The organism is Rhizobium sp. Rhizsp82 (assembly GCF_047325115.1).
GTDB lineage: Bacteria > Pseudomonadota > Alphaproteobacteria > Rhizobiales > Rhizobiaceae > Rhizobium.
On sequence record NZ_CP168570.1, the window covers coordinates 3,007,091 to 3,031,237 of the forward strand.

A 24,147-nucleotide genomic window follows, 5' to 3' on the forward strand; every position below is an offset into this window, starting at 1 on the left:
GATCTCGCCATCGGCCATGACCGGCCGAGGCGCTCAGACCGGTATCTCAACACATTTCGAACGGCACGCGCCCGAAGGGCCGTACGGCGCAAGCGCATGTCCGCTTCGCAACGGGAGGAATGCCATGACAGCCATTACTCTTTCACCAGGCCTGACCCAGGAATACGACCTGATCTTCGCTTCGGCGAAAATTCGCAGCGAATATCTGTCCGCGGTGCGAGCCGTTGCCGAGCGGATCATCTCGCCCGCCAACTGGGCTCGCTATCAGGATGTCGGCGGCAAGACCGGCATTCCACCTTATGTAATCGGCATCATTCACAGCCTCGAAGCCAACGGCCGGTTCGACCGCCATCTCCACAATGGCGACCCGCTCACCGCACGCACGGTTCAGGTGCCCGCGGGCCGACCGAAAAGCGGCAAGCCGCCATTCACCTGGGAGGAAAGCGCAGTCGATGCGCTGGCCGACGTCAAATCCAAGGGCTGGTCTGTCGCCGAGATCGCCTTTGTGTTCGAAGAGTATAATGGCTGGGGCTACCGCCGCTTCCACCCGCAGGTCAAAAGCCCTTATCTCTGGAGCTTCACGACGGCCTACACGAGCGGCAAATATGTTGCGGATGGCAAATGGTCCGATAGCGCCGTCAGCCGGCAATGCGGCGCCATGGCGATCCTGCGCTATCTGGTCGAACATAGCCTCATATCGCTAACCGCTCCCGCTGCACCAGCTGCGGACGAGCCACCGGTGCAGCCCTTCGCGAACATCACCGTCGTCAAGGCGCCGGCCTATCCCGGCCAGATGCTCCGCCGTGGTGGCAGCGGCGGCGAAGTCCGCCGGATACAGGAAAAGCTCATCCTTCTCGGTATCGGCGAAGCAGGCGGTGTCGACGGTGATTTCGGTGAGAAGACCGAATGGGCGGTAAAGCTGTTTCAGGCCCGGCATGAAGATGGCGGCGGCGAACCGCTCGATATCGATGGGGTCGTCGGCCCGAAGACCTGGGGTTCGCTGTTCGACGAAGATCAGACAACCTCCACCACTCCTGCCGCCTCCAAAGCACCAAGCGGCTTGCTGGACGCCGTCCTCGATGTCGCGCGCTCACAGCTCGACGTCCGTGAAATTCCCCGCGGCAGCAACCGTGGTCCGGAGGTGGATGCCTATCTCAGCAGCGTCTCGGCATCGCTTCTCGGGCAACCCTGGTGCATGGCCTTTGTCTACTGGTGCTTCGCCAAGGCATCCGCCAATATCGGCGTCTCCAACCCGGCGCCCAAGACGGCTAGCGTTTGGCGCTCCTGGGAAATGGTACATGAAGCACGCACGGCAAACATTGTCAGCGCAGCCGAGGCCCGCGCCGATCCCGACAGGCTTATTCCCGGCATGGTCTTCTATATCGATACCGGCGGCCGAAGCGGGCACACGGGGTTCGTGACCGGTCTCGCCGACGGCAAGCTCGTGACGCTCGAAGGCAACACCAACAATGATGGCAGCCGCGAGGGATATGGTGTCTTCACGCGCAACAGGCGCCGTGTAGAATCAATCAATCTGGGATTTGTGGATTTCAGCTAGCACCACGCCAGCCAGATCAAGCTGCAGTGGAACGCAATACCTGACCACCGCAAAACAAACATTAGAAGACGCTGGTTAAGAAATAGCTACAGCCGGAAACGGGCGAAGGGCGGGTGGAGTGACCCGCCCCTCGCGCTCAGGCGCGATACGCGCCGCTTGGCGCCTCGGCCTCCTCCGTGCCGAAGCGCACATTCTTCTTCTCGTAGCCGAAGCCGGCCAACAGGGCGACGACCGCCGCGACCACGGCGGCGACGACGAGCAGCGCCGTCGCATAGTCGCCGTTCCAGTGGGCGGCGAGACCGGCCTGCATCGTCGCATTGCCCGAGGCCAGCAGATTGCCGAGCTGATAGGCAAAGCCCGGGAATGTGCCGCGAACCTCGTCCGGCGACAGCTCGTTGAGGTGCACCGGCACGATGCCCCAGGCACCCTGGACGAAGAACTGCATCAGGAAGGCGCCGATGGCGAGCAGAACCGGACCGGGCGCGTACACCCAGAGCGGCGCGACCGGGATCGCAAGCAGCGAGGCAATGACGATCGCCTTCTTGCGGCCGATGCGCTGCGACAGCGCCCCGAAGAACAGGCCGCCGCACATTGCGCCGATATTATAGACGATGGCGATCGCGCCGGTCGTGTAGCTGTCGTAGCCGCGCTGGGTTTCCATGAAGGTCGGATAGATATCCTGCGTGCCGTGACTGAGGAAATTGAAAGCCGTCATCAAGAGCACCGACCAGATGAACAACGGGATGTTTTCGCGCAGGATCGTCAGGAACGGCCTGCGCCCCTTCCGCTGCCTCTCGATGAACGCCGGGCTCTCCTCCACATTGCGGCGGATATAGAGCACCAGTAGCGCCGGCAGCGCGCCGACGAAGAACATGCCGCGCCAGCCGATGACCGGGAACAGCAGGAAGAAGACGATCGAGGCCAGCAGATAGCCGGAGGGATAACCCGCCTGCAGGATGCCTGAAACGATGCCGCGGGATTCCTCCGGCACGGTCTCCATGACAAGCGAGGCACCGACGCCCCACTCGCCACCCATGGCAATCCCATAGAGCGCGCGGAGGATCAGGAACATCGTCAGCCCGGTCGAGAATCCGGTCAGGAACTCAAAGATCGAATAGAGCAGCACGTCGGCCATCAGCGTCACGCGCCGCCCGAAGCGGTCGGCGGCAAGGCCGAAGATCAGCGCGCCGACGGCACGCATCGCAAGCGTCAGGAAGATCGCTGCCGAGACGGCCGGAACATCCGTGTGAAATTCTTCGGCGATATGTTTGAGAACGAAGACGAGAATGAAGAAATCGAAGGCATCAAGGGTCCAGCCGAGATAGCTGGCAACAAGGGTATTACGCTGCTGCGGGGAGAGCGCACGCAGGCTTGCCAATGCGGACATGTCTGTTCCTCCGTCCGAAAGCGGCGGCGAGGCGGGGCAATTCCGGATGCCGTCGGAGAGAGCGCCCAGAAACGGGCGGAAGTGCCACCGGGAGGTGACACTTCAGAACGTCAGCGATCCTGACATTGTTCCACCGCCAGACTGCGGCATTTTGGCAGGCGGCGTCAGCGGCCTGCCGGACGCGAGGCGACAAGCGTCGGCCGCGGCGGCTTCGAGGGCGTAGAGTCGATTGCCTGAACCGGCGCCGGCCGGCCGAGATGGTAGCCCTGGGCATAGTCGATACGCAGTTGCCGAAGCAGGGTGAGCTGCTCGGCGGTCTCGACACCCTCGACCAGGATCTTCGGCCCTCGATTTCGGATCAGCCCGACGATATCCTCGAGCATCGCCTTGCCGCGCGGCGTGGCGCTGCCATGCAGGAAGGAGCGGTCGATCTTGACCGTATCGAAGTCGATCAGGCGCAGCCAGGACAGGCCCGCAAAGCCGGTGCCGAAATCGTCGAGCCAGATGCGGATGCCAAGCGTCTTCAGGTCGCTGATGCACTTCAGCACGTCGGCATGCATCTCCATCTCCTGCCCTTCGGTGATCTCGAAGGCCAGGCGATTGCCGGAGACGCCAGTCTCGTAAAGGATCGCAGCGACGCTGGCGGCGAAGCCGGGCATGCGCAGCTGGATCGGCGAAACGTTGACGCTGGCGATCTGCGCCAGGTTCGGCAGCAGCACGTCGCGGCAAGCGGTCTGAATGACCCAGCGGCCGAGTTCCAGGATCATCCCGGTGCGCTCGGCGATCGGAATGAACAGGCTCGGCGGGATCGAGCTGCCGTCCAGCGTCTTCAGGCGCATCAGCGCCTCGACAGCATCGCGGCCGCCGGTGCGGATATCCTCGATCGGCTGATAGACCAGCGACAACAGATCCTGCGCCACGGCGATGCGCAGCAGTGCGGCGATATTCTCGCTCTCGTCGCTGCTGAACGGATCGTTCGGATCGAACAGGCGCGCGCAGTTGCGACCGCTTGCCTTGGCACTGTAGAGCGCCCGGTCGGCCTCGTGGATGATCTTTTCAAGCTTGCCGCTCTGGTCGCGCGTATAGGCCGCGCCGATGCTGACCGTGACGATCGAGGTGCCGTCGCGGCGCTCCTCGTGGATCAGGCCCATCTGCTCGACGGTCGCGCGGATGCATTCGGCGAGCTCGGCAACACGCTCGCGCTCGGCAAATTGCGCCAGCACGATGAACTCTTCGCCGCCGTAACGGCCGATCGATGCGCCGTAGACTTCGATCGCGTCCTTGATGGTGCGCGCCACATGGATGAGGCAGCGGTCACCTTCCTGGTGGCCATAGCCGTCATTATATTTTTTGAAGAAGTCGACATCGACGAGGATGGCGGTGAAGCCGACGCCCTTGCGCTGCCATTCCTTCCAGTGATCACGCAGACGCTGGTCGACGGCGCGGCGATTTTCGAGGCCGGTCAGGTAATCGGTATTAGACATGCGCAGCAGCGCTTCGCCGCGCTCCGTCGCTTCCTTCTGCTGCATCCGGGCTTCCAGCGCGTTGAGAAACACATGGTAGCGCTCGTGATTGAGCTTCCAGTTCACATAGGAGGTAAAGACGAAGCACGACACGTAGAACATGCCGAAGGCCATCGCGTAGATGCTGGTCGGCCAGAAGAAGAACAGCGAGCCCAGGAAGGTCGTCAGCACGGCGCTGGAGGCCAGTACCGACAGGCCGAAGCGGAAATTGAAGAACTGGTTGGCGCCCATCATGAAGATGGCGCCGAAGATCATGTAATAGGACAGGCTGTCGGCATGCACGGTGCGCACCGCCGGAAAGCACCAGACGGCAAAGCCGAGCACCAGCGCCGTGGCACTGGTCCGGTCGAGCCACTGGATGCTCTTGCCGAAATAGACCTCGGCCTCCAGCATCAGCAGCGCCAGCGTGCCGACGGTGACGCGGGCCAGGATCGTATAGGTGGCGACGTCGGGGATCAGCAGCAGGTCGGTAGCGGAAAATAGGATATAGACGATAACCGCGATCCACAGCCCCTGCCGTGTCGCCGTCTTTCGCTCAGTCTCCCCTTCCATGCGATAGAGATCCCGCAGTTCGCCCGGCGTTGGCCGCAGCAACTTGGGTTCAAGATCAATCTCTGCCGCATAAGCAATCGCGTGCTTCATGCACTCTTCCACCGCTCCGTACTATCTCCGCCGGAGTTTTCCGCTGTTGATCCAGACGGAATTGACCGACGCATTCGTGCGGTTCGCTTAGCCCCTTCAGGTGATGAGACACGGCAATACCGGCAATCCGACCCCACCAAAATAGAGGGGCTGCATTAAAGCTTGCTAAATTCCAGCGAAACCGGCGCCGTTAATCATGTTTATGGATTTCAATGGTTAATGAAGAGTTTCTCGCTAATATACAATTCAAGGTATCGCCGAAAACGGTACAGGTGTGCCCCGGTAATTTAACCCCAATTGATTAGAGGACGTATCGCGTGACCCAGCCTAAGATGGATTTCGACGGCCATAGCCTTATTACGCCCAAAGCCATAGCCAACGAGCTCGAAGCGCCCAAAAGCGACCGATTCGAAGAGCATCTGGCCATCAGCAAAGGTGAAGTCGCCCTCATGCTGGAGCTTGCGCGCCAGCAGTTCGTGAAATCCGAAGACCCGACGAAGATCATCGACAATGTCACCGTGCAGCTGCATGAAATGCGCGCCCGCATTCACCCGCGCGTCTGGCAGGAACTGGTTCCGCTGATCCAGAACCACGCCGTCACCAGCTATTTCCTTGAGGATCCTTTGACCAAGTGGTCGTGGGACAAGCCGCGCGGCTATTCCGGCGATGCCACCCTGCTGGACTTCATCTACCGCCATGAAAGCGTGATGGATAAGGTCAACGCCGCCTCCGATCTCGGCAAGGCGCTGTTCGAATATACCAGCACCGCCCCCTCCTCGCAGGCCAACTGGGACCGCCGCGACATCCTCGCCCGCCAGGTCGACGAAGTTGCCGCCGAACGCGGCCCGGGCACGGAAGTCCTCAGCGTCGCCGCCGGCCATCTGCGCGAAGCCGCCTATTCCGAAGCGATGAAGCAGAAGGCGCTGAAGCGCTGGGTCGCCCTCGATCAGGACCCGATGAGCATCGGCACCATCGCCCGCGATTTCCAGGGCACGGCGGTCGAGGCGATCGACGGCTCGGTGCGCGAACTGCTGATGCGCCGCTCCAACCCGGGCACCTTCGACCTCGTCTATGCCTCCGGCCTCTACGACTACCTGGTCGATCGCGTCGCCGTCAAGCTGACGCAGCGTTGCCTGGAAATGGTCAAGCCCGGCGGTACCTTCCTGTTCGCCAACTATTCCTACCCGATCCTCGTCGACGGCTACATCGAGACCTTCATGAACTGGGCGCTGCTGCTCCGTTCGGAAGCCGACATGTGGAAGATCATCCACGAGGCGACAGCCGGCCAGGACTACGAATCCAAGGTCTTCTTCGGCAAGAACCGCAACATCGTCTACGGCGTCATCAAGAAGAACGGCTGAGACCTACTCAGCGCCTGATGAACCGGCCGGGGCAACCCGGCCGGTTTTCTGTTTCGGCCCGACTATTGGCGAAATCCGAACGATTCATTCGTTTCCCTTTTGTACTCTTTGCCTCTTCCATTTCGCGCTGACTCTCTCCATATTCCGGCCATGGCCAAAACTCCGAAGAAATCTCCCGCCCCGAATGGCTTCGAGGAAGCTCCCCAGTCGTCTTTCGAAGGCGCCCCGCTCGAAGGGTCCGTCGCCGACTGGGTGAAGCAGCTGGAGCGCGATGCCGAGGCCGCGGGCGTCGAAAGCCAGCGCGAGATCGCCTCCAAGGCGGGCAAGCACCGCAAGAAGGTCGAGAACGAGGCGCGCAAGCACAGCGAAGCCGTCAGCGTCAACAAGAAGGCGACGGTCTCCAAGACGGCGCGTGGCGTCTCGATCGGCGGCTCGACCGATCCGAAGACCCGTGCCGCCGCCGGCCTCAATCCGGTCTCCGGCCTCGATGTCGGCCTCGAAGAAGCGTCGTCGCTCTCGGCTGGCACCGCGGTCACCGCCACGGTCGATGCGCTTGCCAAGCTGATCGAGAGCGGCAACCCGCTGCACAAGAACGGCAAGATCTGGACGCCGCACCGCCCGGCCCGCCCCGACAAGTCCGAAGGCGGCATCACCATCCGCATGGACAGCGAATACAAGCCCGCCGGCGACCAGCCGACGGCGATCCGCGATCTCGTCGAGGGCCTGGAGAATGGCGACCGCAGCCAGGTGCTGCTCGGCGTCACCGGCTCGGGCAAGACATTCACCATGGCCAAGGTGATCGAGGAAACCCAGCGCCCGGCGCTGATCCTGGCGCCGAACAAGACGCTGGCCGCCCAGCTCTATTCCGAATTCAAGAACTTCTTCCCCGACAACGCCGTCGAGTATTTCGTTTCCTATTACGACTATTACCAGCCGGAAGCCTACGTTCCGCGCTCCGACACCTATATCGAGAAGGAAAGCTCGATCAACGAGCAGATCGACCGCATGCGCCACTCGGCGACGCGCTCGCTGCTGGAGCGCGACGACTGCATCATCGTCGCCTCGGTCTCCTGCATCTACGGTATCGGCTCGGTCGAGACCTATACGGCGATGACCTTCCAGATGAATGTCGGCGATCGCCTCGACCAGCGCCAGCTCTTGGCCGACCTCGTGGCCCAGCAATACAAGCGCCGCGACATGGATTTTACCCGCGGTTCCTTCCGCGTCCGTGGCGACACGATCGAAATCTTCCCGGCCCACCTGGAAGACGCGGCCTGGCGCATCTCGATGTTCGGCGACGAGATCGACGCTATCACCGAATTCGACCCGCTGACGGGCGCCAAGACCGGCGACCTGAAATCGGTGAAGATCTACGCCAACTCGCACTATGTGACGCCGCGCCCGACGCTGAACGGCGCCATCAAGTCGATCAAGGAAGAGCTGAAGCTCCGCCTCGTCGAGCTCGAAAAGGCCGGCCGCCTGCTGGAGGCCCAGCGCCTGGAGCAGCGCACCCGCTACGATGTCGAGATGCTGGAAGCCACCGGCTCCTGCCAGGGCATCGAGAACTATTCGCGCTACCTGACCGGCCGCGACCCCGGCGATCCGCCGCCGACGCTATTCGAATATGTCCCTGACAACGCCATCGTCTTCATCGACGAAAGCCATGTCACCGTGCCGCAGATCGGCGGCATGTACCGGGGCGACTTCAGGCGCAAGGCGACGCTCGCCGAATACGGCTTCCGCCTGCCCTCCTGCATGGACAACCGCCCGCTCCGCTTCGAGGAATGGGATGCGATGCGCCCGGATACGATCGCGGTATCGGCGACCCCCGGCGGCTGGGAAATGGAACAATCAGGCGGCGTCTTCGCCGAACAGGTCATCCGCCCGACCGGCCTCATCGATCCGCCGGTCGAAGTCCGCTCCGCCCGCAGCCAGGTGGACGACGTGCTCGGCGAAATCCGCGAGACGGCCGCCAGGGGCTACCGCACCCTCTGCACCGTGCTGACCAAGCGCATGGCCGAGGACCTGACCGAATACCTGCATGAACAGGGCGTGCGCGTCCGCTACATGCACTCGGATATCGACACGCTCGAGCGCATCGAGATCATCCGCGACCTGCGTCTAGGCGCCTTCGACGTCCTCGTCGGCATCAACCTGCTGCGCGAAGGCCTCGACATTCCCGAATGCGGCTTCGTCGCCATTCTCGATGCCGACAAGGAAGGTTTCCTGCGCTCCGAGACATCGCTGGTGCAGACGATCGGCCGCGCCGCGCGTAACGTCGACGGCAAGGTCATCCTCTATGCCGACAACATCACCGGCTCGATGCAGCGCGCCATGGACGAGACCGCGCGGCGCCGCGAAAAGCAGATGGCCTACAATAGCGAACACGGCATCACGCCCGAAAGCGTCAAGGCCCGCATCTCCGACATCCTCGACTCGGTCTACGAGCGCGACCACGTCCGCGCCGACATCTCGGGCGTCAACGGCAAGGGCTTTGCAGACGGCGGCAACCTCGTCGGCAATAACCTGCAGACCCATCTCAACGCGCTGGAGAAGAGCATGCGCGACGCCGCCGCCGACCTCGACTTCGAAAAGGCCGCCCGCCTGCGCGACGAAATCAAACGCCTCAAGGCCGCCGAACTCGCCGTCATGGACGACCCGATGGCGCGCGAGGAAGCCAAATCGATGGAAGCCGGCAAGCGGGATGCTTCGAGGCTGCGGTCTACGGCGTCAACGCCTCAGTCTGAGGGCGGCAAGAAGGATGCGAGGCTCCGGGCTTCGCCCTCCGCACCTCAGCATGAGGGTGAGGCAGGCAGCACACGCGATGGCAACGGCAGAGCCACAGGCGCAGACGGTAGCCCTCATGGTGAGGAGGCCCAAAGGGCCGTCTCGAACCACGAGGGCGGAAGTGCGACTTCCTACTTCTCCCGCCCCAATCTCGACGAGATGGGCCGCGACATCCAGCAACCGGCAGGCAAATCCCTCTTCCGCCGCAACGACCTCGACGAAATGACCGTCGGCCGCACCGAAAAACCGGTCAGCGGCAAGCTGCCCGAAAAGCCGCAGGCATCAATGAGCACCAAGCGCTTCTCGCCCCTGCTCGAGGGCCAGCCGGAGCGTGATGACCCGCGCCCGCTGGTGCGCGGGAAGACGGGTGTCGGGAGTTATGAGGATCCGGGCGAGCAGAAGCGCAAGAGCCGGACGAAGGGGAAGACTGGGCGGCCGGGGCGGTGAACCGTGGCTCAAAACGCAAAGCTTGATGGGCAATTCAGAATCGGAAATACTATTTGAACGCGCATTAGACGGTCATAGATATGTTATTCCCGATTGAGCAGATAGAAAAAACACTCCCCGAAGAGCTGAGAATCAAGTTTCGATCCGATAACGTTATGGCGGCAAAAGCCATAGTAGCGATAAACAGATTTAGCGAATGGTTTCAGCATAGCAATGCACCATTCTTTCGGAATTATACCAACCACTCTGAAAAACATAGTTTAGATGTATTTTCGTCATCGATCGAGTTCATGCATGAAGATGCGTTTGATATAATTTCAGCATATGATTTGTCAGTACTTATTTGCGCATGTTTTTGTCATGACGCAGGAATGCATCTCACAGAAACGCAGTTTATCCAGCTAATTTCAGAGGAAAACACGGTTCTATTCACGAATCTAGATTCCAAGTCCTGGAGTGAAGAATGGTCCGATTTCATTCACGAAGCCCGGCGGTTCAACGAAGATACTCTAGTCGCAATATTCGGAGACAATAAACCGGTACCAGAAATACCGGATTGTGAGTTCGATTTTACAGATCGACATAGGCTCTTGATCGGCGAATTCATACGGAGGAAGCACCCTCGCCTGGCCCATGATATTGCTAATGGCTTAGACACCAAGCTGGGCCTCCCGTCGCTACTTGAAGGTTTCGACGAGAGAATGCGCGACATCATCGGCTTAATTGCGCGAAGCCACGGCGAAGATCTTAGGTATAGATTCTCTTACCTAGAGAACGAATACAACCTAAGAGATTACAACGGAATTCATGTGGTCTATCTTATGGGGCTAATCCGCTTGGCTGATTATGCCCAGATACAGGCGTCAAGGGCTCCTATATTGAAAGCTGCCATTCATCGGATCAGAAGCCCCGTGTCGCAGCGTGAGTGGCGTGTGCACCAAAGCATCATCAACATTACACGCACTCACGATGACCCGGAAGCCATATTCGTTGACAGCCGACCAACCTGCGTCAGCGATTTTCTACGTGTCAAAAGCTGGCTAGTTGATCTCCAATTAGAGCTCGATAAAACCTGGGCAACATTGGGCGAGCTTTACGGCCGACAATCACTGACCGGACTTGACCGGCTACAACTGTCTATTCGCCGTATTCGCAGCAAAATAATTGAGGGCTTTGCAACCGAACAGTTCGTGCCCGAGAGCATTGCATTCCGAGTTGCAGAAACAGAGATGCTTTCTCTCCTACTTGCACCTCTCTATGGTGACCATCCTGGATACGGCGTGCGAGAGCTGCTGCAGAATGCGCGTGACGCTGTCCTTGAGGCGCAGGCTGCTGACGCGCCGCACCTGGTCGCCGAGCAAGCGCACGTTTCTGTTGTTCTAGAAAAACAAGAAGGTGGGGCAAAGGTAAGCGTCATAGACAACGGCGCGGGTATGACTGTCGATATCCTCAAGAATTACTTCCTCAATGCTGGGGTATCATATCGGTCTTCGAAGGTCTGGCAATCTGACAATCTAGACAATCATGGAAAGTCGCGGGTCGCGAGGTCAGGACGCTTTGGTGTCGGTGCTTTAGCGGCTTTTCTCATAGGACGTGTTATCAAGTTAACTACTCGTCACTGGAAATCGAACCGCGGAATTACCTTTGAAGCTGCGTTACACGATAAAGAAATAAATGTTTCCTATGTCGACTGCGCAGTTGGCACCCTGATAGAAATAGATTGCGATAAGAAAACAGAGGAATCTCTAAAGAGTTACTTCCGGGACGCCAATAATTATTATGAGTTCGACGAAAGCGTCAAAGTCACATTTCAAATAAAGGGTTACGGAACCGCAGACAAAATGGTTTCTGCCAATAGATCTGAAGCTGCCAAAGCAATTGACACGTTCTCAACAGAGCAATATCCGGCGGTAACATGGGGAATGAGCGAAAATATTACAAAGAATTATGTAAATGGCATCGCCATTGCCGCAATTGAACGATCTGAGAAGCCGCGTACTCGCAATCCTATATATCAGAAAAGATCTCTATTTGAGATGCCGGCTTTTGCCAAACGTTACCATAATTCGAATGATTTTTTCGCTCGCAAACGAGATGTATGGGTAGATATCAGAGATGGAAACGCCCTAGCACCAATTAATCTCGCTAGAGATAAGTTTTTAGCGTTTGACAGCGACATATCTGACGCGATCGACACGACAATTTTTAGATCCGCGGTTCGCTTTATTGACAGCAAAGCTGATGAAGTGTCAAAGCTAAGATACTTTAGCTCGAACTCAGATAAAGATTGCCTATTGTCGTTTGACAGATCGAGCTTTCTGTTTCGAGGAAAAATTGCATTCCCTAACGACGTGGATCTTTATAAACATTATGGCGTAAATTCGGTTTTTTGCGTGCCAGTTCCTCATGACAACGCAGAACTTCTGAACGATAAATTTCCAGATTCGCATTTCATGCCCATCAACCATCGCGGGTATACAGCAAGCGATCTAGTTTATCTTCTACGTAAGCCCACGGTGAAGGCCGTCTTGCGATGACGGCCTGCTGACTGCCAGTCCTAGTGGTAACACTAGGAGTAGTCATATGACGAAGCATCCAATTGAGGTGATCACGTCTGTGGAGCGCCGTCGGCGTTGGTCACGCGAAGATAAAGAGCGGCTCGTCGCTGCGTGCTTTGAGCCAGACGCGGTCATCTCCGAGATTGCCCGCGCGGCCGGCATCCATGTCAGCCAGTTGTTCCGTTGGCGCAAAGAGCTTTGTCGGATCGAGGAGCCAAGATCTGACACTGCGGCTTTGGTGCCGGTGATCGTGTCCGAGGCCGCTTCGACAGTCTCCCCCGCTCAGCCGGAACCACCCACCAAATTCCATCCTCGTCGGAAGCGCAGTGATGTAACAATCGAACTTGGTCGGGGCCGACGCGTCCGCGTGGATAGCGACATCGACACGGAAGCGCTTGGCCGGATACTCGATTGCGTGCTGGGGCTGCGATGATCCCGGTTCCGAGTGGAGTGAAGGTCTGGTTGGCGACGGGCCACACCGATATGCGCAAAGGCTTCCCCGGTCTGTCGTTGATGGTGCAGGAGGCGCTAAAGCGCGACCCGATGTGCGGTCACCTGTTCGTATTCCGCGGCCGAGGCGGTGGCTTGATCAAGGTGATCTGGCATGACGGCCAGGGAGCTTGCCTGTTCACGAAGAAGCTCGAGCGAGGACGCTTCATCTGGCCTTCAGCGGCCGATGGCACGGTAGTGATCACGCCTGCGCAGCTCGGTTATCTGCTGGAGGGCATCGACTGGCGGATGCCGCAAAAGACCTGGCGGCCAACGTCGGCCGGATAAGCAAAAACACTGGAATGATGGGGTCGAATATGATTCCATCCTGTCATGAGCAATGCGACCGAAGAGCTTCCGGACGACCTTGCCAGTGCCCTCGCACTGCTGGCCCAGGAACGTGCGCGCCGTGTCGCAGCCGAAGCAGAAGCGGCGGCCGCCAAGGCAGAAGCCGCCAGCGCCAAGGCACTCGTATCGCATTCCGAGGCGCTGATCGCACGGCTGAAGCTGGAGATCGACAAGGTTCGACGTGAACTCTACGGCAGCCGATCCGAGCGTAAGGCGCGGCTCCTTGAGCAGATGGAACTGCAGCTCGAGGAGCTCGAAGCGGATGCCGGTGAAGATGAATTGGTCGCGGAAATCGCCGCCAAAGCTTCAACCGTCAAAGCCTTCGAGCGCAGGCGTCCGTCACGTAAGTCATTCCCCGAACACCTGCCACGCGAACGCGTCGTTATCGCCGCTCCCGCCAATTGCGCCTGCTGCGGATCGGCTAAGTTGTCGAAGCTTGGCGAGGACATCACCGAGACCCTGGAGGTCGTACCGCGTCAGTGGAAGGTCATCCAGACGGTGCGGGAGAAGTTTACCTGCCGCGAGTGTGAGAAGATCACGCAGCCGCCGGCACCATTCCACGTAACGCCCCGCGGTTTTGCAGGGCCGAACCTGCTGGCGATGATCCTGTTCGAGAAGTTCGCCCAGCACCAGCCACTCAATCGCCAGAGCGAACGCTATGCCCGCGAGGGCGTCGACCTCAGCTTGTCGACGCTGGCCGATCAGGTTGGAGCATGTGCAGCGGCGCTGAAGCCCATCCACTCCCTGATCGAGACGCATGTCCTTGCCGCCGAGCGACTGCATGGCGACGACACGACCGTCCCGATCCTCGCAAAGGGAAAGACCGATACGGGCCGCATCTGGACTTATGTCCGGGATGATCGGCCGTTCGGAGGCCTCTCACCGCCGGCAGCCCTTTACTATGCCTCGCGCGATCGGCGGCAGGAACATCCGGAGCGCCACCTGAAGACCTTCACCGGTATTCTGCAGGCGGACGCCTATGGTGGCTACAATCCGCTGTTCAAGGATGATCGCGATCCAAATCCGCTAAGTCAGGCGTTTTGCTGGGCGCACTCGCGGCGCAAGTTCTTCGTGCTCGCCGACATTGCCGCAAACGCCAAGCGTGGAAAGAACGCCACGCCAATCTCGCCTATGGCGCTTGAGGCCGTCAAACGGATCGACAGCCTGTTCGATATCGAGCGCGAGATCAACGGGCTCACCGCCGATCAACGCCTGGAGAGTCGCCACAAGGAAAGCCTGCCGCTCGTCAATGATCTGCAGGCTTGGCTTCAAACCGAGCGGTTAAAGCTGTCACGCAGTTCTCCGGTCGCGGAGGCCATTGATTATATGCTCAAGCGATGGGACGGCTTCACGTCATTCCTGGAGGATGGCCGGATTTGCCTCACGAACAACGCCGCGGAGCGAGCCCTGCGAGGCTTCGCACTCGGTAGGAAGTCCTGGCTCTTCGCCGGATCAGACCGCGGCGCGGATCGTGCAGCCTTCATGGCAACGTTGATCATGACGGCAAAGCTCAACGACATCGATCCGCAGGCGTGGCTGGCCGACGTTCTTGCCCGCATAGCTGACACGCCGATTATCAGGCTGGAGCAGTTGCTTCCGTGGAATTGGACGCCGCCGACCGTCAACGCTCAAGCTGCCTGACCTGTGGCCTTCACCGGAGGCTTACTCTTCTACGCGGGAGAAATAATCTGATATCTAGCAACGCTATAAGCTATATCGCATTTCCAATGAAGCAAGAGGCGGTGAACAGCGTTCTATCTCTTGCGAACGTTAGCAACTGGATTCACGCTCTATTTCAACGCGCCGAGAAGATCGGAGAAAATGGAATTCTCATCGAGATGGGCCGGAGAAATTCACAAGCATACTCTACGTTAAAATCACTATTCTCCATCTGCGATAAAAGATACTCGATGTGCTTATATCATAGCGAAACGGGTGAATTCCAAACTAAGTCCTTCCAACCATCCATCCCAAGCGTTCTTGTCTCGCACTGGCTTTCTATGGTCAAGAGCACGTGAGTATTTACTCCGCAGCCTCCCCCCGCCTCACCTCAACCTCACTCTCCCGCTCCGCGACCATCACCAGCGCCTCCAGCTCATAGCTATACCCCTCGAGCATCTGATACGCATGCTCGATCGCCTCGATCTGCCCCTGCGCCTTCTGGATCGCGTCGGTGATCGACTGGCTCCGCGCCCGCAGCATGGAGCCGAGGACGTCGGTTTCGGGGCGGCGGCCCAGGCGGTCGATATGCTGGCGGACGCGGTTGCGGTGGCGCTCCAGTTCGAGGATGTGGAAGCGGTTCTTGACGATGTCGTCGGAGAGCTTGCGGCGGATGGCGGCAACGGGGTCGAAGCTGCCGGGCTCGCGCTCGTCGAGGATGATGTCGTTGACGAGCTTTTCCAGCATCAGCACGCCCTCGATATCCTTGGGGTCGGCGAGCTGCGGATCGTAGCCGGTATCGTCATAGACGCGGCGGCGCACCGGGTCCTTCAGGAGATCATAGGCGGCCTGCAGCTTGCCGAAATGCTCGGCATCGCCACCGGCATCGGGATGCGAGGTCTTGGCGGCCTTGCGCCAGGCGCTGCGGATCGCCTGCTCCCCGGCATCGCGGTCAATTCCGAGCATCACATAGGGATCGATCAAACCGCCCACCTCTTCCGCATTTCGCATTCCCGCAGCGCGCCCATTCCCGGCCATGTCTCCGGCCGGTGACGCCCTGCAGCATCCTTGCTTCAAGACCTACGCGCTTGCCCCGGATGCATCAAGCCCCGGCCGCGCCGGCCCACATTATTCCGCCGGTCGGGACGAAATTGTGAACTCGCCGCCATTTTCATGGGGAAAGCGCGGCGGCCGGCCGCTGTCGCGCCCGGATTTTGCCGCTCGCTTTCGTGCGGTTTGTTCTGTATAGCACCCTCGTTCCCGGCGGTTGCGCTTCGCGCCCCGCCTTCCCATCTCTGATGGGCCAGATTGTGGCGGGACGGCAGCGAAACAGGATCGAGACGGCATGGCGGCGCAAGGCGGCGGGATATCTTTGGCTGAGGGCAAGGCGCATTATTCCAATGGGCCGGTCTTTGCCGTGGCCCCGATGATCGACTGGACCGACCGTCATTGCCGCTATTTCCACCGCCAGATCAGCCACAACGCCCTGCTCTATACCGAGATGGTCGTGGCTGACGCGATCATTCACGGGCCGCGCGAGCGGCTGCTCTCCTTCGATGCTGCCGAACATCCGATCGCGCTGCAGCTTGGCGGCTCCGATCCGGCAAAGCTCGCCGAAGCCGTCAGGATCGCTGCGCCCTATGGCTATGACGAAATCAATCTCAATGTCGGCTGTCCCTCCGACCGCGTGCAATCCGGCACGTTCGGCGCCTGCCTGATGCTGACGCCGGAGGTGGTGGCGGACTGCGTGCGCGCCATGAAGGCGGTGTCTTCGGTGCCGGTCACCGTCAAGTGCCGCATCGGCGTCGACGAGCAGGATCCGGAGGCCGCCCTGCCCGATCTCGTCACACGCGTGCTCGATGCCGGCGCCGACGCCATCTGGATCCATGCCCGCAAGGCCTGGCTGAAGGGCCTGAGCCCGAAGGAAAACCGCGAGATCCCGCCGCTCGACTATTCGATGGTCTATCGCATGAAGGAACGCTGGCCGAATGTCTTCATCGGCATCAATGGCGGCATCCATACGCTGGATGAGGCAGAAAGCCATCTGCAGCATGTCGATGGCGTCATGCTCGGCCGCGCCGCCTATCAGAATGCCGCAATCCTCGCCGAAGTCGATGAGCGCTTCTACGGAGCGCCTGCGCGCGAGATGGATTGGGACGCATTGCGCGACCGGATGATGGCCTATGCCGCCGCCCATATCGACAATGGCGGCCGCCTGCAGCATATCGCCCGCCACATGGTCGGCCTGTTCACCGGCCTGCCGGGTGCGCGCCGCTACCGCCAGATCCTCTCGACCGATGCGACGAAGCCCGGCGCCGGCCCCGATGTCATCGCCGCCGCCTTCGCCGCGGTCGATGTTTCGCCGTCGCCGGCGGAAGCCCTCAGCGCCTGATTTTGGCCACGGCCCAAACGAAAAACGGCGCCCCTGAGGGCGCCGTTCTCATTCCTGCCGGAAGGCAGAAATCGAATTAGTTAGCCGAGATGTTGACGGCCTTCGGGCCCTTGCCCATGCGATCCGGCTCGGTGTCGAACGTGACCTGCTGGCCTTCGCGCAGCGACTGGATGCCGGAAGCCTGGAGAGCGGAGATGTGGACGAATACGTCCTTAGCGCCGCCTTCCGGAGTGATGAAACCAAAACCCTTGTCCTGGTTGAAGAATTTTACGGTGCCCTTGGTGGCCATGTGGGATAGTCCTTTTCCCTTAGTCTTGTCTTAGTATCCGCCCCCTCGAGAGGAAGCGGACGGCTTTAGCTTTCGTCCCGAAACCGGGCGCGAAGGGTCAGTCGGAGAAGTCACGTACGGGGAAAGAACGTCTACGAAGCGGTTTCTAGCCGCTCTGCCACCCTTGCGGGAGGGCTACCACATCTGTCCAGTCACCGGCATGCTAATGCCCGAGTACTGCATGACGTGACAGCATTCGGGAAAAAAAGCAAGCGGCAATATTGTGACATGCTCATGAGCAAGGCCGGAAATGCCAAAGATTCAGATACTTGACCAATGGTAACGCTCCACAGCCACTGCTGTTTCAAAACGGGATTCCGTGCCGGAAAAGGACCGGTCGTTACCCGGCGACCAGAAGCAGCACATAAGCGATGACGGTTACCATCAATCCGCGAAACGCGAGTGTGACGCAACGGTACTTGCCGCGCGCGATGGTGGAGAGAATATCGGCATTGTCGAGATATTCGGCGAAGAGATAGCGCTCGTCGCGCCGCGCCGCCGCGTCCCAGAAGAGCTGCCGGTGCTCGCCCCAGGTGCCCCAGAATAGCGAGGTGGACTTGGTGAGATGGCGCGGCAGCACCACCAGGATCGCCGACAGGATCGAGAAGACGGACGCCGCTGCAAGCAGACCGGAGAACAGAATGTGCTGCAGGTTTCCGTCGGCATAGCGCGTCCATGTAAAGACCGCGCGTACCTCGCTTGAGCTGACGAGAAAGGCAAGCATGAAGGTGAAGATGTAAGCCGCCTTCTGATCGGATATCTTGATCTGATCGTAGAAGATATCGTTTATCTTCTTGATATGGTCGAAATATTCCGATCCGATATCCTCTGTCGAAGGATCGCTCATCATCAGTTCAGTCGCACTTTCGAAATCCGCCACGCACTTACCTCCGCCGCAAAGTGTTTCCCTGATATTACACTTCACAACCAAAGCAAGAGCATAAGTAGAACTCTGCTTGACTTTTGGCGACGCCAAAGACAAACGCTTTTCTATGAGGGGTAGATTTACGAATTCCATGTCCGCCGTGATGGCGTTGACTGTGGCGGCGTCTTTTGTTGCGCGGCCGGCAGCGGCCGACCCTGTTTTGCGCGCTGAACCGGCAGCCGGTTCCGTCATCGACCGCAAGATGGGCGAGGAAGTGCGCTTCGTCGATCTGTCGAACTGGCAGAATGTCGACCTGCACCAGGATCTGCTCGGCGGCGACGTGCTGCGCACCAATGCATCCGGCCAGCTCGCCATCCTCTTTGCCGACCGCACCCAGGTTCGCCTCGGCCGCAATTCGGCGCTGCAGGTCAAGAAGATGGCGCGCGACGGCGACACGATCCTCAACCTGCAATCCGGCACCATGTGGGCCCGCGCCCAGCGCGGCGGCACGGGGCTGACGGTCGAGACCCCGGCAGCGGCCGCCGCCATCCGCGGCACGGACTGGACGCTGACCGTCAAGGGCGACCAGACCTCGCTGATCGTGCTTGAGGGACAGGTCGAGCTGAAGAACGAGTATGGCAGCGTCCAGGTGGCGGAGGGCGAAGGCGCCGTCGCCACCATCGGCCAGGCGCCGCGCAAGCTCGTCATCGTCACGCCGGATGATCGCGAGCAGATGCTCTTCTATCTGACGCTGCGCAGCGGCTTCACCTTCATGCCCGCCTCGCCGCTTCCGGTGCAGAAGATGCGCAGCGAGCGCAGCCGCATCGAAGCCAAGGCGCCCGGCGCCCGCAGCGCCGAGGATTGGCTGACGCTTGCCGAAGTGCAGCTCTCGCTCGATGGCCGCAGGAAAGCGCTGGAATCCCTGGCGCAGGCCCGCGCCTCTCGCCTCTCCGCCTCCCAGCGCGCCCGCGCCGATCTCATCGAGGCGCTGATCGCCGGCGCCGAGAAGCGCTATGACGATGCGGCCAAACTCTTTGCCAGCGCCGAACGCTCCCTCGATCCGCTGCGCCGCGGCATCGCCGCCTACGGCGGCTATTACGCCCGGTCGCTGCGCGATCCCTCCCGCAACGAGAAGCCGCCGGCGAGCGTCACCGGCCCCTACGCCGCGGTGATGAAGGCCTATACGGCAGGCTTCCTCGAAGACATCCCGGCAGCGATCGCCACGATGAAGCAAGCCGAGGCGCACTACCCCGAGGACTCGACGCTTCCGGCGCTGCGCGCCCAGCTCGCGCTGCTGATCAACGACCGCGTCCAGATGCAGGATGCAATCGCCCGCTCGCTGGCGATCGACCCGCAGGACCCGAACGCCCTGCAGGCCCGCGCCCGCATGCGCGCAGATTATCAGGGCGATCTCGAAGGCGCCCTCGCCGACTTGAACGCAGCGATCGAAGTGGCGCCCGGCTCATCCATGGCCTGGAACGACCTCGGTCTGCTGCAGGATGCCCGCGGCGCCTCGCGCGAAGCCGAAGCCGCCCTCAAGAAGGCGATCGAGCTCGATCCCGACGATCCGATCGGCCACGCCAATCTGGCAATTCTCTATCTCGATCAGTCACGGATGAAGGAAGCCAAGCGCGAAATCGACCTCGCGCTCGCCGCCGACCCGGCCTTCGACATCGCGCTGCTCGCCCGGGGCCGCTACTATCTGCAGATGGGCGAGATGGACAAGGCGATCGACGATCTCCTGGCATCCTCGACCGCCAATCCGGCGCATTCGCAGGCGCAGCTGATGCTCGCCGCCGGCCACTACGAAAAGGGCGACCGCGTCCTCTCGGAACAGGCGCTGGATAATGCCGACCGGCTGGACAAGAATGATCCGGTGATCTCGTCATTCCGCACCGCCGTCGCGATCGATGATTACGATCCGGATGGCGCGCTTGAGAATGCCCAGGAATTCCTGCGCCGCTCCAAGGCCCGCGGCGGCCACTACGGCTCGCTCGGCGCCAATCAGGATGCCGGCTCGACGCTGAACAATGCCTTCCGCCTGCGCGGCCTCAACGCCTGGGGCCGCTATTACGGCGATGCGGTCTTCGACCCCTTCGCCGGCAGCGGCTATGTCGACCAGTCGATCCGCGGCAACATCCGCCCCTTCGCCAATACCGAAATCTTCGACGACGAGATCGATCTCTACAAGCTGAACTCGAACAGCTTCTCAGCGCTCTTGCAGGGTCTGCTGCTCGATCCGCACATGCTGTCCGGCCGCTCACGCTCCGCCAACCTCCTGCGCCGCCCGTTTCTGGAGGGGTCGCTTGGCGCGGGCTTTATCAATTCGGCTGGCGAGACGAAACCGACGGGTGAAGCGGAGCTCCAGGGTTTTGCCAATGCCCCGTTCCCGGTGAGCGGGTATCTGAATTTGACGTGGGTGCAGACGCCGTATGGCGGCGATTATGGTCAATCTCTAGTCGGTTTGCTCGGGCCTGGAACCAACAATGGCGATATCAAAAACTGGTCCGGTAATGCGTATTTGACCGCAACGCCAAATCCCGACGATCGCTTCGTCCTCTACGCCAATCATAGCGATAGCCGGATCGATCAAACGATCGATTTCCCCTTCGCACCGGGCGGTGTGCCGTACAACGAAAGCGACAGGGTCAACTCAAGGGAGACTGCGGCCGGGATTGGTTGGAGCCATACCTTCGGGTATCGCAACGTTGTAAATTCAGCTTTCTTCTATACCGATAGTGAACAGCGCATTACCCAAGGTTTTGGCATACCACCAGTTACAGGGCGCTTTGCTACAAGTTCTCAACAGAACTATATAGTTGCGATCAACCACCTCTACGGAAGTGATGATTTGACTTGGCGGTACGGCCTGGAAGGCGGTGTCATCCATGCAGAGGCGTCGGATTCATTTCCTTTCGCGGCCGGAACTGATGAAGCAATCGGTCTTGGCCGTGCCTATATCGACCTGCTTCATGAAATCACTCCCACGCTGAAAGCCGAGTATGCAATCTTCGGAACGTTAGTGGATGGCGAGACAACAGACACGGCTAGGATTGAGCCTCGCCTTGGTGTCGCTTGGACACCTTCCGACGGCCAGTGGTTACGTGTTGCCTACATGCGCCAGAGCTTCGACCTTGGCAGCCCGACGCTGTCGCCGATTGGCGTTCTGGGCCTGCAATCAAACCAGCTATACTCAGGCAACGACGGATACACCGACACCATTGCGGTACAATGGGACGCGCAGTGGACCGATAGCTTCTTCACGAGTGTCGAATACCAGCATCAGCAGATCAAGGATCTGAACCTGGGTTACCCGATCACCAGCCCCTTTGTTCCCTATCTTCCAGGGGGCATCAGCATCAGTGATGGTAGACTTGATCGGCTAAGTGCCACAGCCAACGTTGCTCTCTCCTACGGCTTTGGTATCTCTGCAACGGTTGCCTATGCGCACTCCAAAAACGAGGATGCGAGCAACATTGGCTTCGGTGAGGCTTTGCCTTATGTGCCGGAACGCAGTGCCCAGCTTGCTGTCACTTGGGTCAACGAAGCCAATGTCAAAGCAACACTCGCGGCCAACTACATAGGCACACGCGAGGGGCAACTCGGTCCCTTCACGACCGTTAAACTTGACGACTACTGGACCCTCGACGCCAACATGATCTGGGAGCCGCTCGACAAGCGGTTCGCCCTCGAAGCCTCTGCCTTTAACCTTCTCGACGAGGATTTCGAGGTTGCGCCCGGCGTGCCGGGCTGGGGGCGTGCGGTCAAGGGCAGCCTGAAGATCCGCTTCTGATGCGCTCCAATCCCCGCCAGTCCACCCGCGCTCCCGGCTGGCCGTTCAGCAGCCGGCCGGTCAGGCTTGCCGTGCTGGTGCTGGCGACGCTGGTGGCAATTTCGTTTCTGTCGCGGCTGCCCGCCTGGTCGCTGCTCGAGCTCCGGAGCTTCGACTATCTCTCGACGGTCGATGATCCCCTTCCGCCCGAGGATGCGCCCGTCATCGTCGCGATCGACGAACCGGCGCTGGCGCAGATCAACGCCCAATGGCCCTGGCCGCGCCGCCTGCACGCCGACCTGATCAAGGCGCTGCGGGCCGCCGGCGCCAAGGCGATCGGTCTCGACATCATCATGGCCGAGCCGTCGTCTCCCGAGAATGACGCGGCAATCACCGCAGCCTCCGCACCCGATCTGGTGCTCGCCGGTGATGAAACGCTGATCCAGGCGCCGCAGGCCGATCAGCTGATCCGCACCACGCCGATGCCGCAGTTCACGGCCGCCGGTGCCAGAACCGGCATCGCCTCAATCGAGCTTGGCGGCGACGGCACCTTCCGCACCATTCCCGCCTATCGCGACGGCTTTGCCGTGATGCTGGCGGCCGCCGCGGGAAAGGCGGCCGCGATGCCGCCCGCGGGCGCGATGATCCAGTCCTTCGGCCCGGCCCGCAGCTATCCGACGGTCTCCTATTATCAGGCGCTCGATCCGCCGACTTTCCTGCCCCCTGATTTCTTCAGGAACCGCGTTGTGCTCGTCGGCCTCAGCCTGCAGAACGCACCCGAGATCGACAAGGGCGGCGCCGATACCTTTGCGACGCCCTATACCGTCCACACCGGCAAGCTGGTGGCTGGCGTCGAGATCCAGGCAACGATCTACGACAATATCGTCCACCGCTTCTATATCGCCAGGGGCGCGCTGCCGCTGGTGGCGCTGGCGATCCTCGTCGCGGCGATCCTCGCGGCGGCAACGGTCTGGCGCTCCACCAGCTGGCTGACACTCGCAGCCGCGATTGCCGCGATCGGCGTCTTCGCTGCCGCAAGCTTTGCCGGCATCCGCTTCGGCCATGTCTTCGTCTCGCCGCTCGGCCCGTCGATCGCCTATATCGCCGTCGCCTTCGGCCAGGCTGCCTTCGACTTCGCCGAGGAGCGTCGCAACAAGCAGCAGATCACCCGCGCCTTCTCGCAATATATCTCGCCGGAACTCGTCAAGCGGCTGACGGAAGACCCCTCGCAGCTGAAGCTCGGTGGCGAGCGGCGCACGCTCTCGGTGCTGTTTTCGGATGTGCGCGGCTTCACGACCATCGCCGAGACGATGAAGGACGATCCGGAGCAGCTGACGACGCTGATCAACCGGCTGCTGACGCCGCTGTCCGAAGTGGTGATGAACCATGGCGGCACGATCGACAAATATATGGGCGATTGCATCATGGCCTTCTGGAACGCCCCACTCGACGATCCCGATCATGCCATGCATGCCGTCACCGCGTCGCTGGCGATGCAGGAGGAGATCACCAAGCTCAATCACGAGCTGGAAGCCGAAGCCAGGGCCTTTGGTACGCCGCTGCATGTGCTGAAGATGGGCGTCGGCATCAATACCGGCGAATGCGTCGTCGGCAATATGGGCTCCACCCGCCGCTTCGACTACTCTTGCCTCGGCGACAGCGTCAACCTCGCCTCACGGCTGGAGGGCGCCTCGAAGAATTATGGCGTCGCGCTTCTGCTCGGCGAGACCACGGCATTCCTGGTCAGCGGCAAATATACAATCGCCGAGCTCGACCGCGTCATCGTCAAGGGCAAGACCGTCCCTGCCCCTGTCTTCACTATTCTGCACCGGGCCAATGACGATGCGCTCGCCGCCCACGCGCTGTTCCTGCAGGCGAAATATGCCGGCGAACTGGTCGAGGACGATCCCCGCTTCGACGTGATGGCGGCGATGATCCCGGAACTTTCGGGCTATTACGCAGTCATGCGCCACGACGCGGCACAGGACCGATAATCGCGCCAGCGTCCTTTCCCTGCGTCACCTTTTACGT

The 24,147-nt window shown here is 60.4% G+C and carries 15 protein-coding genes; 10 read left to right on the forward strand and 5 right to left on the reverse strand.

Annotated elements, in window-relative coordinates:
• The first annotated feature begins 124 nt into the window (after positions 1-124).
• Positions 125-1,558 carry a peptidoglycan-binding protein gene (locus ACEN84_RS19980; protein ID WP_413709664.1) on the forward strand — a complete coding sequence of 478 codons (1,434 nt, stop codon included), beginning with the start codon at positions 125-127 and terminating at the stop codon, positions 1,556-1,558.
• 136 nt (positions 1,559-1,694) lie between these two features.
• Here ACEN84_RS19980 and ACEN84_RS19985 read toward each other — a convergent pair whose 3' ends face one another.
• Both ACEN84_RS19985 and ACEN84_RS19990 read right to left on the reverse strand, forming a co-directional pair.
• Positions 1,695-2,945, reverse strand: a complete 1,251-nt coding sequence (locus ACEN84_RS19985) for an MFS transporter (RefSeq protein WP_130278132.1) — start codon at positions 2,943-2,945, stop codon at positions 1,695-1,697.
• Between the two features lie 164 nt (positions 2,946-3,109).
• The gene (locus ACEN84_RS19990; RefSeq protein WP_112716819.1) at positions 3,110-5,110 is read right to left on the reverse strand and encodes a putative bifunctional diguanylate cyclase/phosphodiesterase; all 2,001 of its coding nucleotides are present in this window, start codon (positions 5,108-5,110) and stop codon (positions 3,110-3,112) included.
• Between the two features lie 317 nt (positions 5,111-5,427).
• On the opposite strand from ACEN84_RS19990, the gene ACEN84_RS19995 reads away from it, so the two are divergent.
• The 6 genes from ACEN84_RS19995 to tnpC all read left to right on the forward strand — a co-directional run bounded on the left by ACEN84_RS19995 (position 5,428) and on the right by tnpC (position 14,741).
• Positions 5,428-6,471: a class I SAM-dependent methyltransferase gene (locus ACEN84_RS19995; protein ID WP_413709665.1), complete on the forward strand. Its 1,044-nt coding sequence runs from the start codon at positions 5,428-5,430 to the stop codon at positions 6,469-6,471.
• Between the two features lie 150 nt (positions 6,472-6,621).
• Complete coding sequence (gene uvrB / locus ACEN84_RS20000) at positions 6,622-9,705, forward strand: excinuclease ABC subunit UvrB (protein WP_413709666.1); 3,084 nt, start codon at positions 6,622-6,624, stop codon at positions 9,703-9,705.
• Between the two features lie 80 nt (positions 9,706-9,785).
• A complete protein-coding gene (locus ACEN84_RS20005; RefSeq protein ID WP_413709667.1) occupies positions 9,786-12,242 on the forward strand; it encodes an ATP-binding protein in 2,457 nt (818 codons plus the stop codon).
• 46 nt (positions 12,243-12,288) lie between these two features.
• The gene (gene tnpA, locus ACEN84_RS20010; protein ID WP_413390885.1) at positions 12,289-12,696 is read left to right on the forward strand and encodes an IS66-like element accessory protein TnpA; all 408 of its coding nucleotides are present in this window, start codon (positions 12,289-12,291) and stop codon (positions 12,694-12,696) included.
• Entirely contained in the window at positions 12,693-13,040 is a 348-nt protein-coding gene (gene tnpB, locus ACEN84_RS20015) for an IS66 family insertion sequence element accessory protein TnpB (RefSeq protein WP_008536653.1), read from the forward strand. Before tnpA ends, tnpB begins: the two co-directional genes overlap by 4 nt.
• A gap of 45 nt (positions 13,041-13,085) precedes the next feature.
• Positions 13,086-14,741 carry an IS66 family transposase gene (gene tnpC, locus ACEN84_RS20020; RefSeq protein ID WP_413390881.1) on the forward strand — a complete coding sequence of 552 codons (1,656 nt, stop codon included), beginning with the start codon at positions 13,086-13,088 and terminating at the stop codon, positions 14,739-14,741.
• Between the two features lie 381 nt (positions 14,742-15,122).
• Here tnpC and ACEN84_RS20025 read toward each other — a convergent pair whose 3' ends face one another.
• Positions 15,123-15,770 (reverse strand): J domain-containing protein, encoded by a 648-nt coding sequence (locus tag ACEN84_RS20025; RefSeq protein WP_413709668.1) that lies wholly within the window; start codon positions 15,768-15,770, stop codon positions 15,123-15,125.
• 334 nt (positions 15,771-16,104) lie between these two features.
• On the opposite strand from ACEN84_RS20025, the gene dusA reads away from it, so the two are divergent.
• Positions 16,105-17,151 (forward strand): tRNA dihydrouridine(20/20a) synthase DusA, encoded by a 1,047-nt coding sequence (gene dusA / locus ACEN84_RS20030; protein ID WP_413709669.1) that lies wholly within the window; start codon positions 16,105-16,107, stop codon positions 17,149-17,151.
• Between the two features lie 76 nt (positions 17,152-17,227).
• On the opposite strand, the gene ACEN84_RS20035 is transcribed toward dusA, so the two are convergent.
• Both ACEN84_RS20035 and ACEN84_RS20040 read right to left on the reverse strand, forming a co-directional pair.
• Positions 17,228-17,440, reverse strand: a complete 213-nt coding sequence (locus tag ACEN84_RS20035; protein WP_007533154.1) for a cold-shock protein — start codon at positions 17,438-17,440, stop codon at positions 17,228-17,230.
• Between the two features lie 379 nt (positions 17,441-17,819).
• Positions 17,820-18,359: a Pycsar system effector family protein gene (locus tag ACEN84_RS20040; protein ID WP_413709670.1), complete on the reverse strand. Its 540-nt coding sequence runs from the start codon at positions 18,357-18,359 to the stop codon at positions 17,820-17,822.
• Between the two features lie 112 nt (positions 18,360-18,471).
• Here ACEN84_RS20040 and ACEN84_RS20045 point away from each other — a divergent pair, with 112 nt between their 5' ends.
• Complete coding sequence (locus ACEN84_RS20045; protein WP_413708522.1) at positions 18,472-22,137, forward strand: FecR domain-containing protein; 3,666 nt, start codon at positions 18,472-18,474, stop codon at positions 22,135-22,137.
• Complete coding sequence (locus ACEN84_RS20050) at positions 22,137-24,110, forward strand: CHASE2 domain-containing protein (RefSeq protein WP_413709671.1); 1,974 nt, start codon at positions 22,137-22,139, stop codon at positions 24,108-24,110. The genes ACEN84_RS20045 and ACEN84_RS20050 overlap by 1 nt, the downstream gene beginning before the upstream one ends.
• The last annotated feature ends 37 nt before the right edge of the window (positions 24,111-24,147 follow it).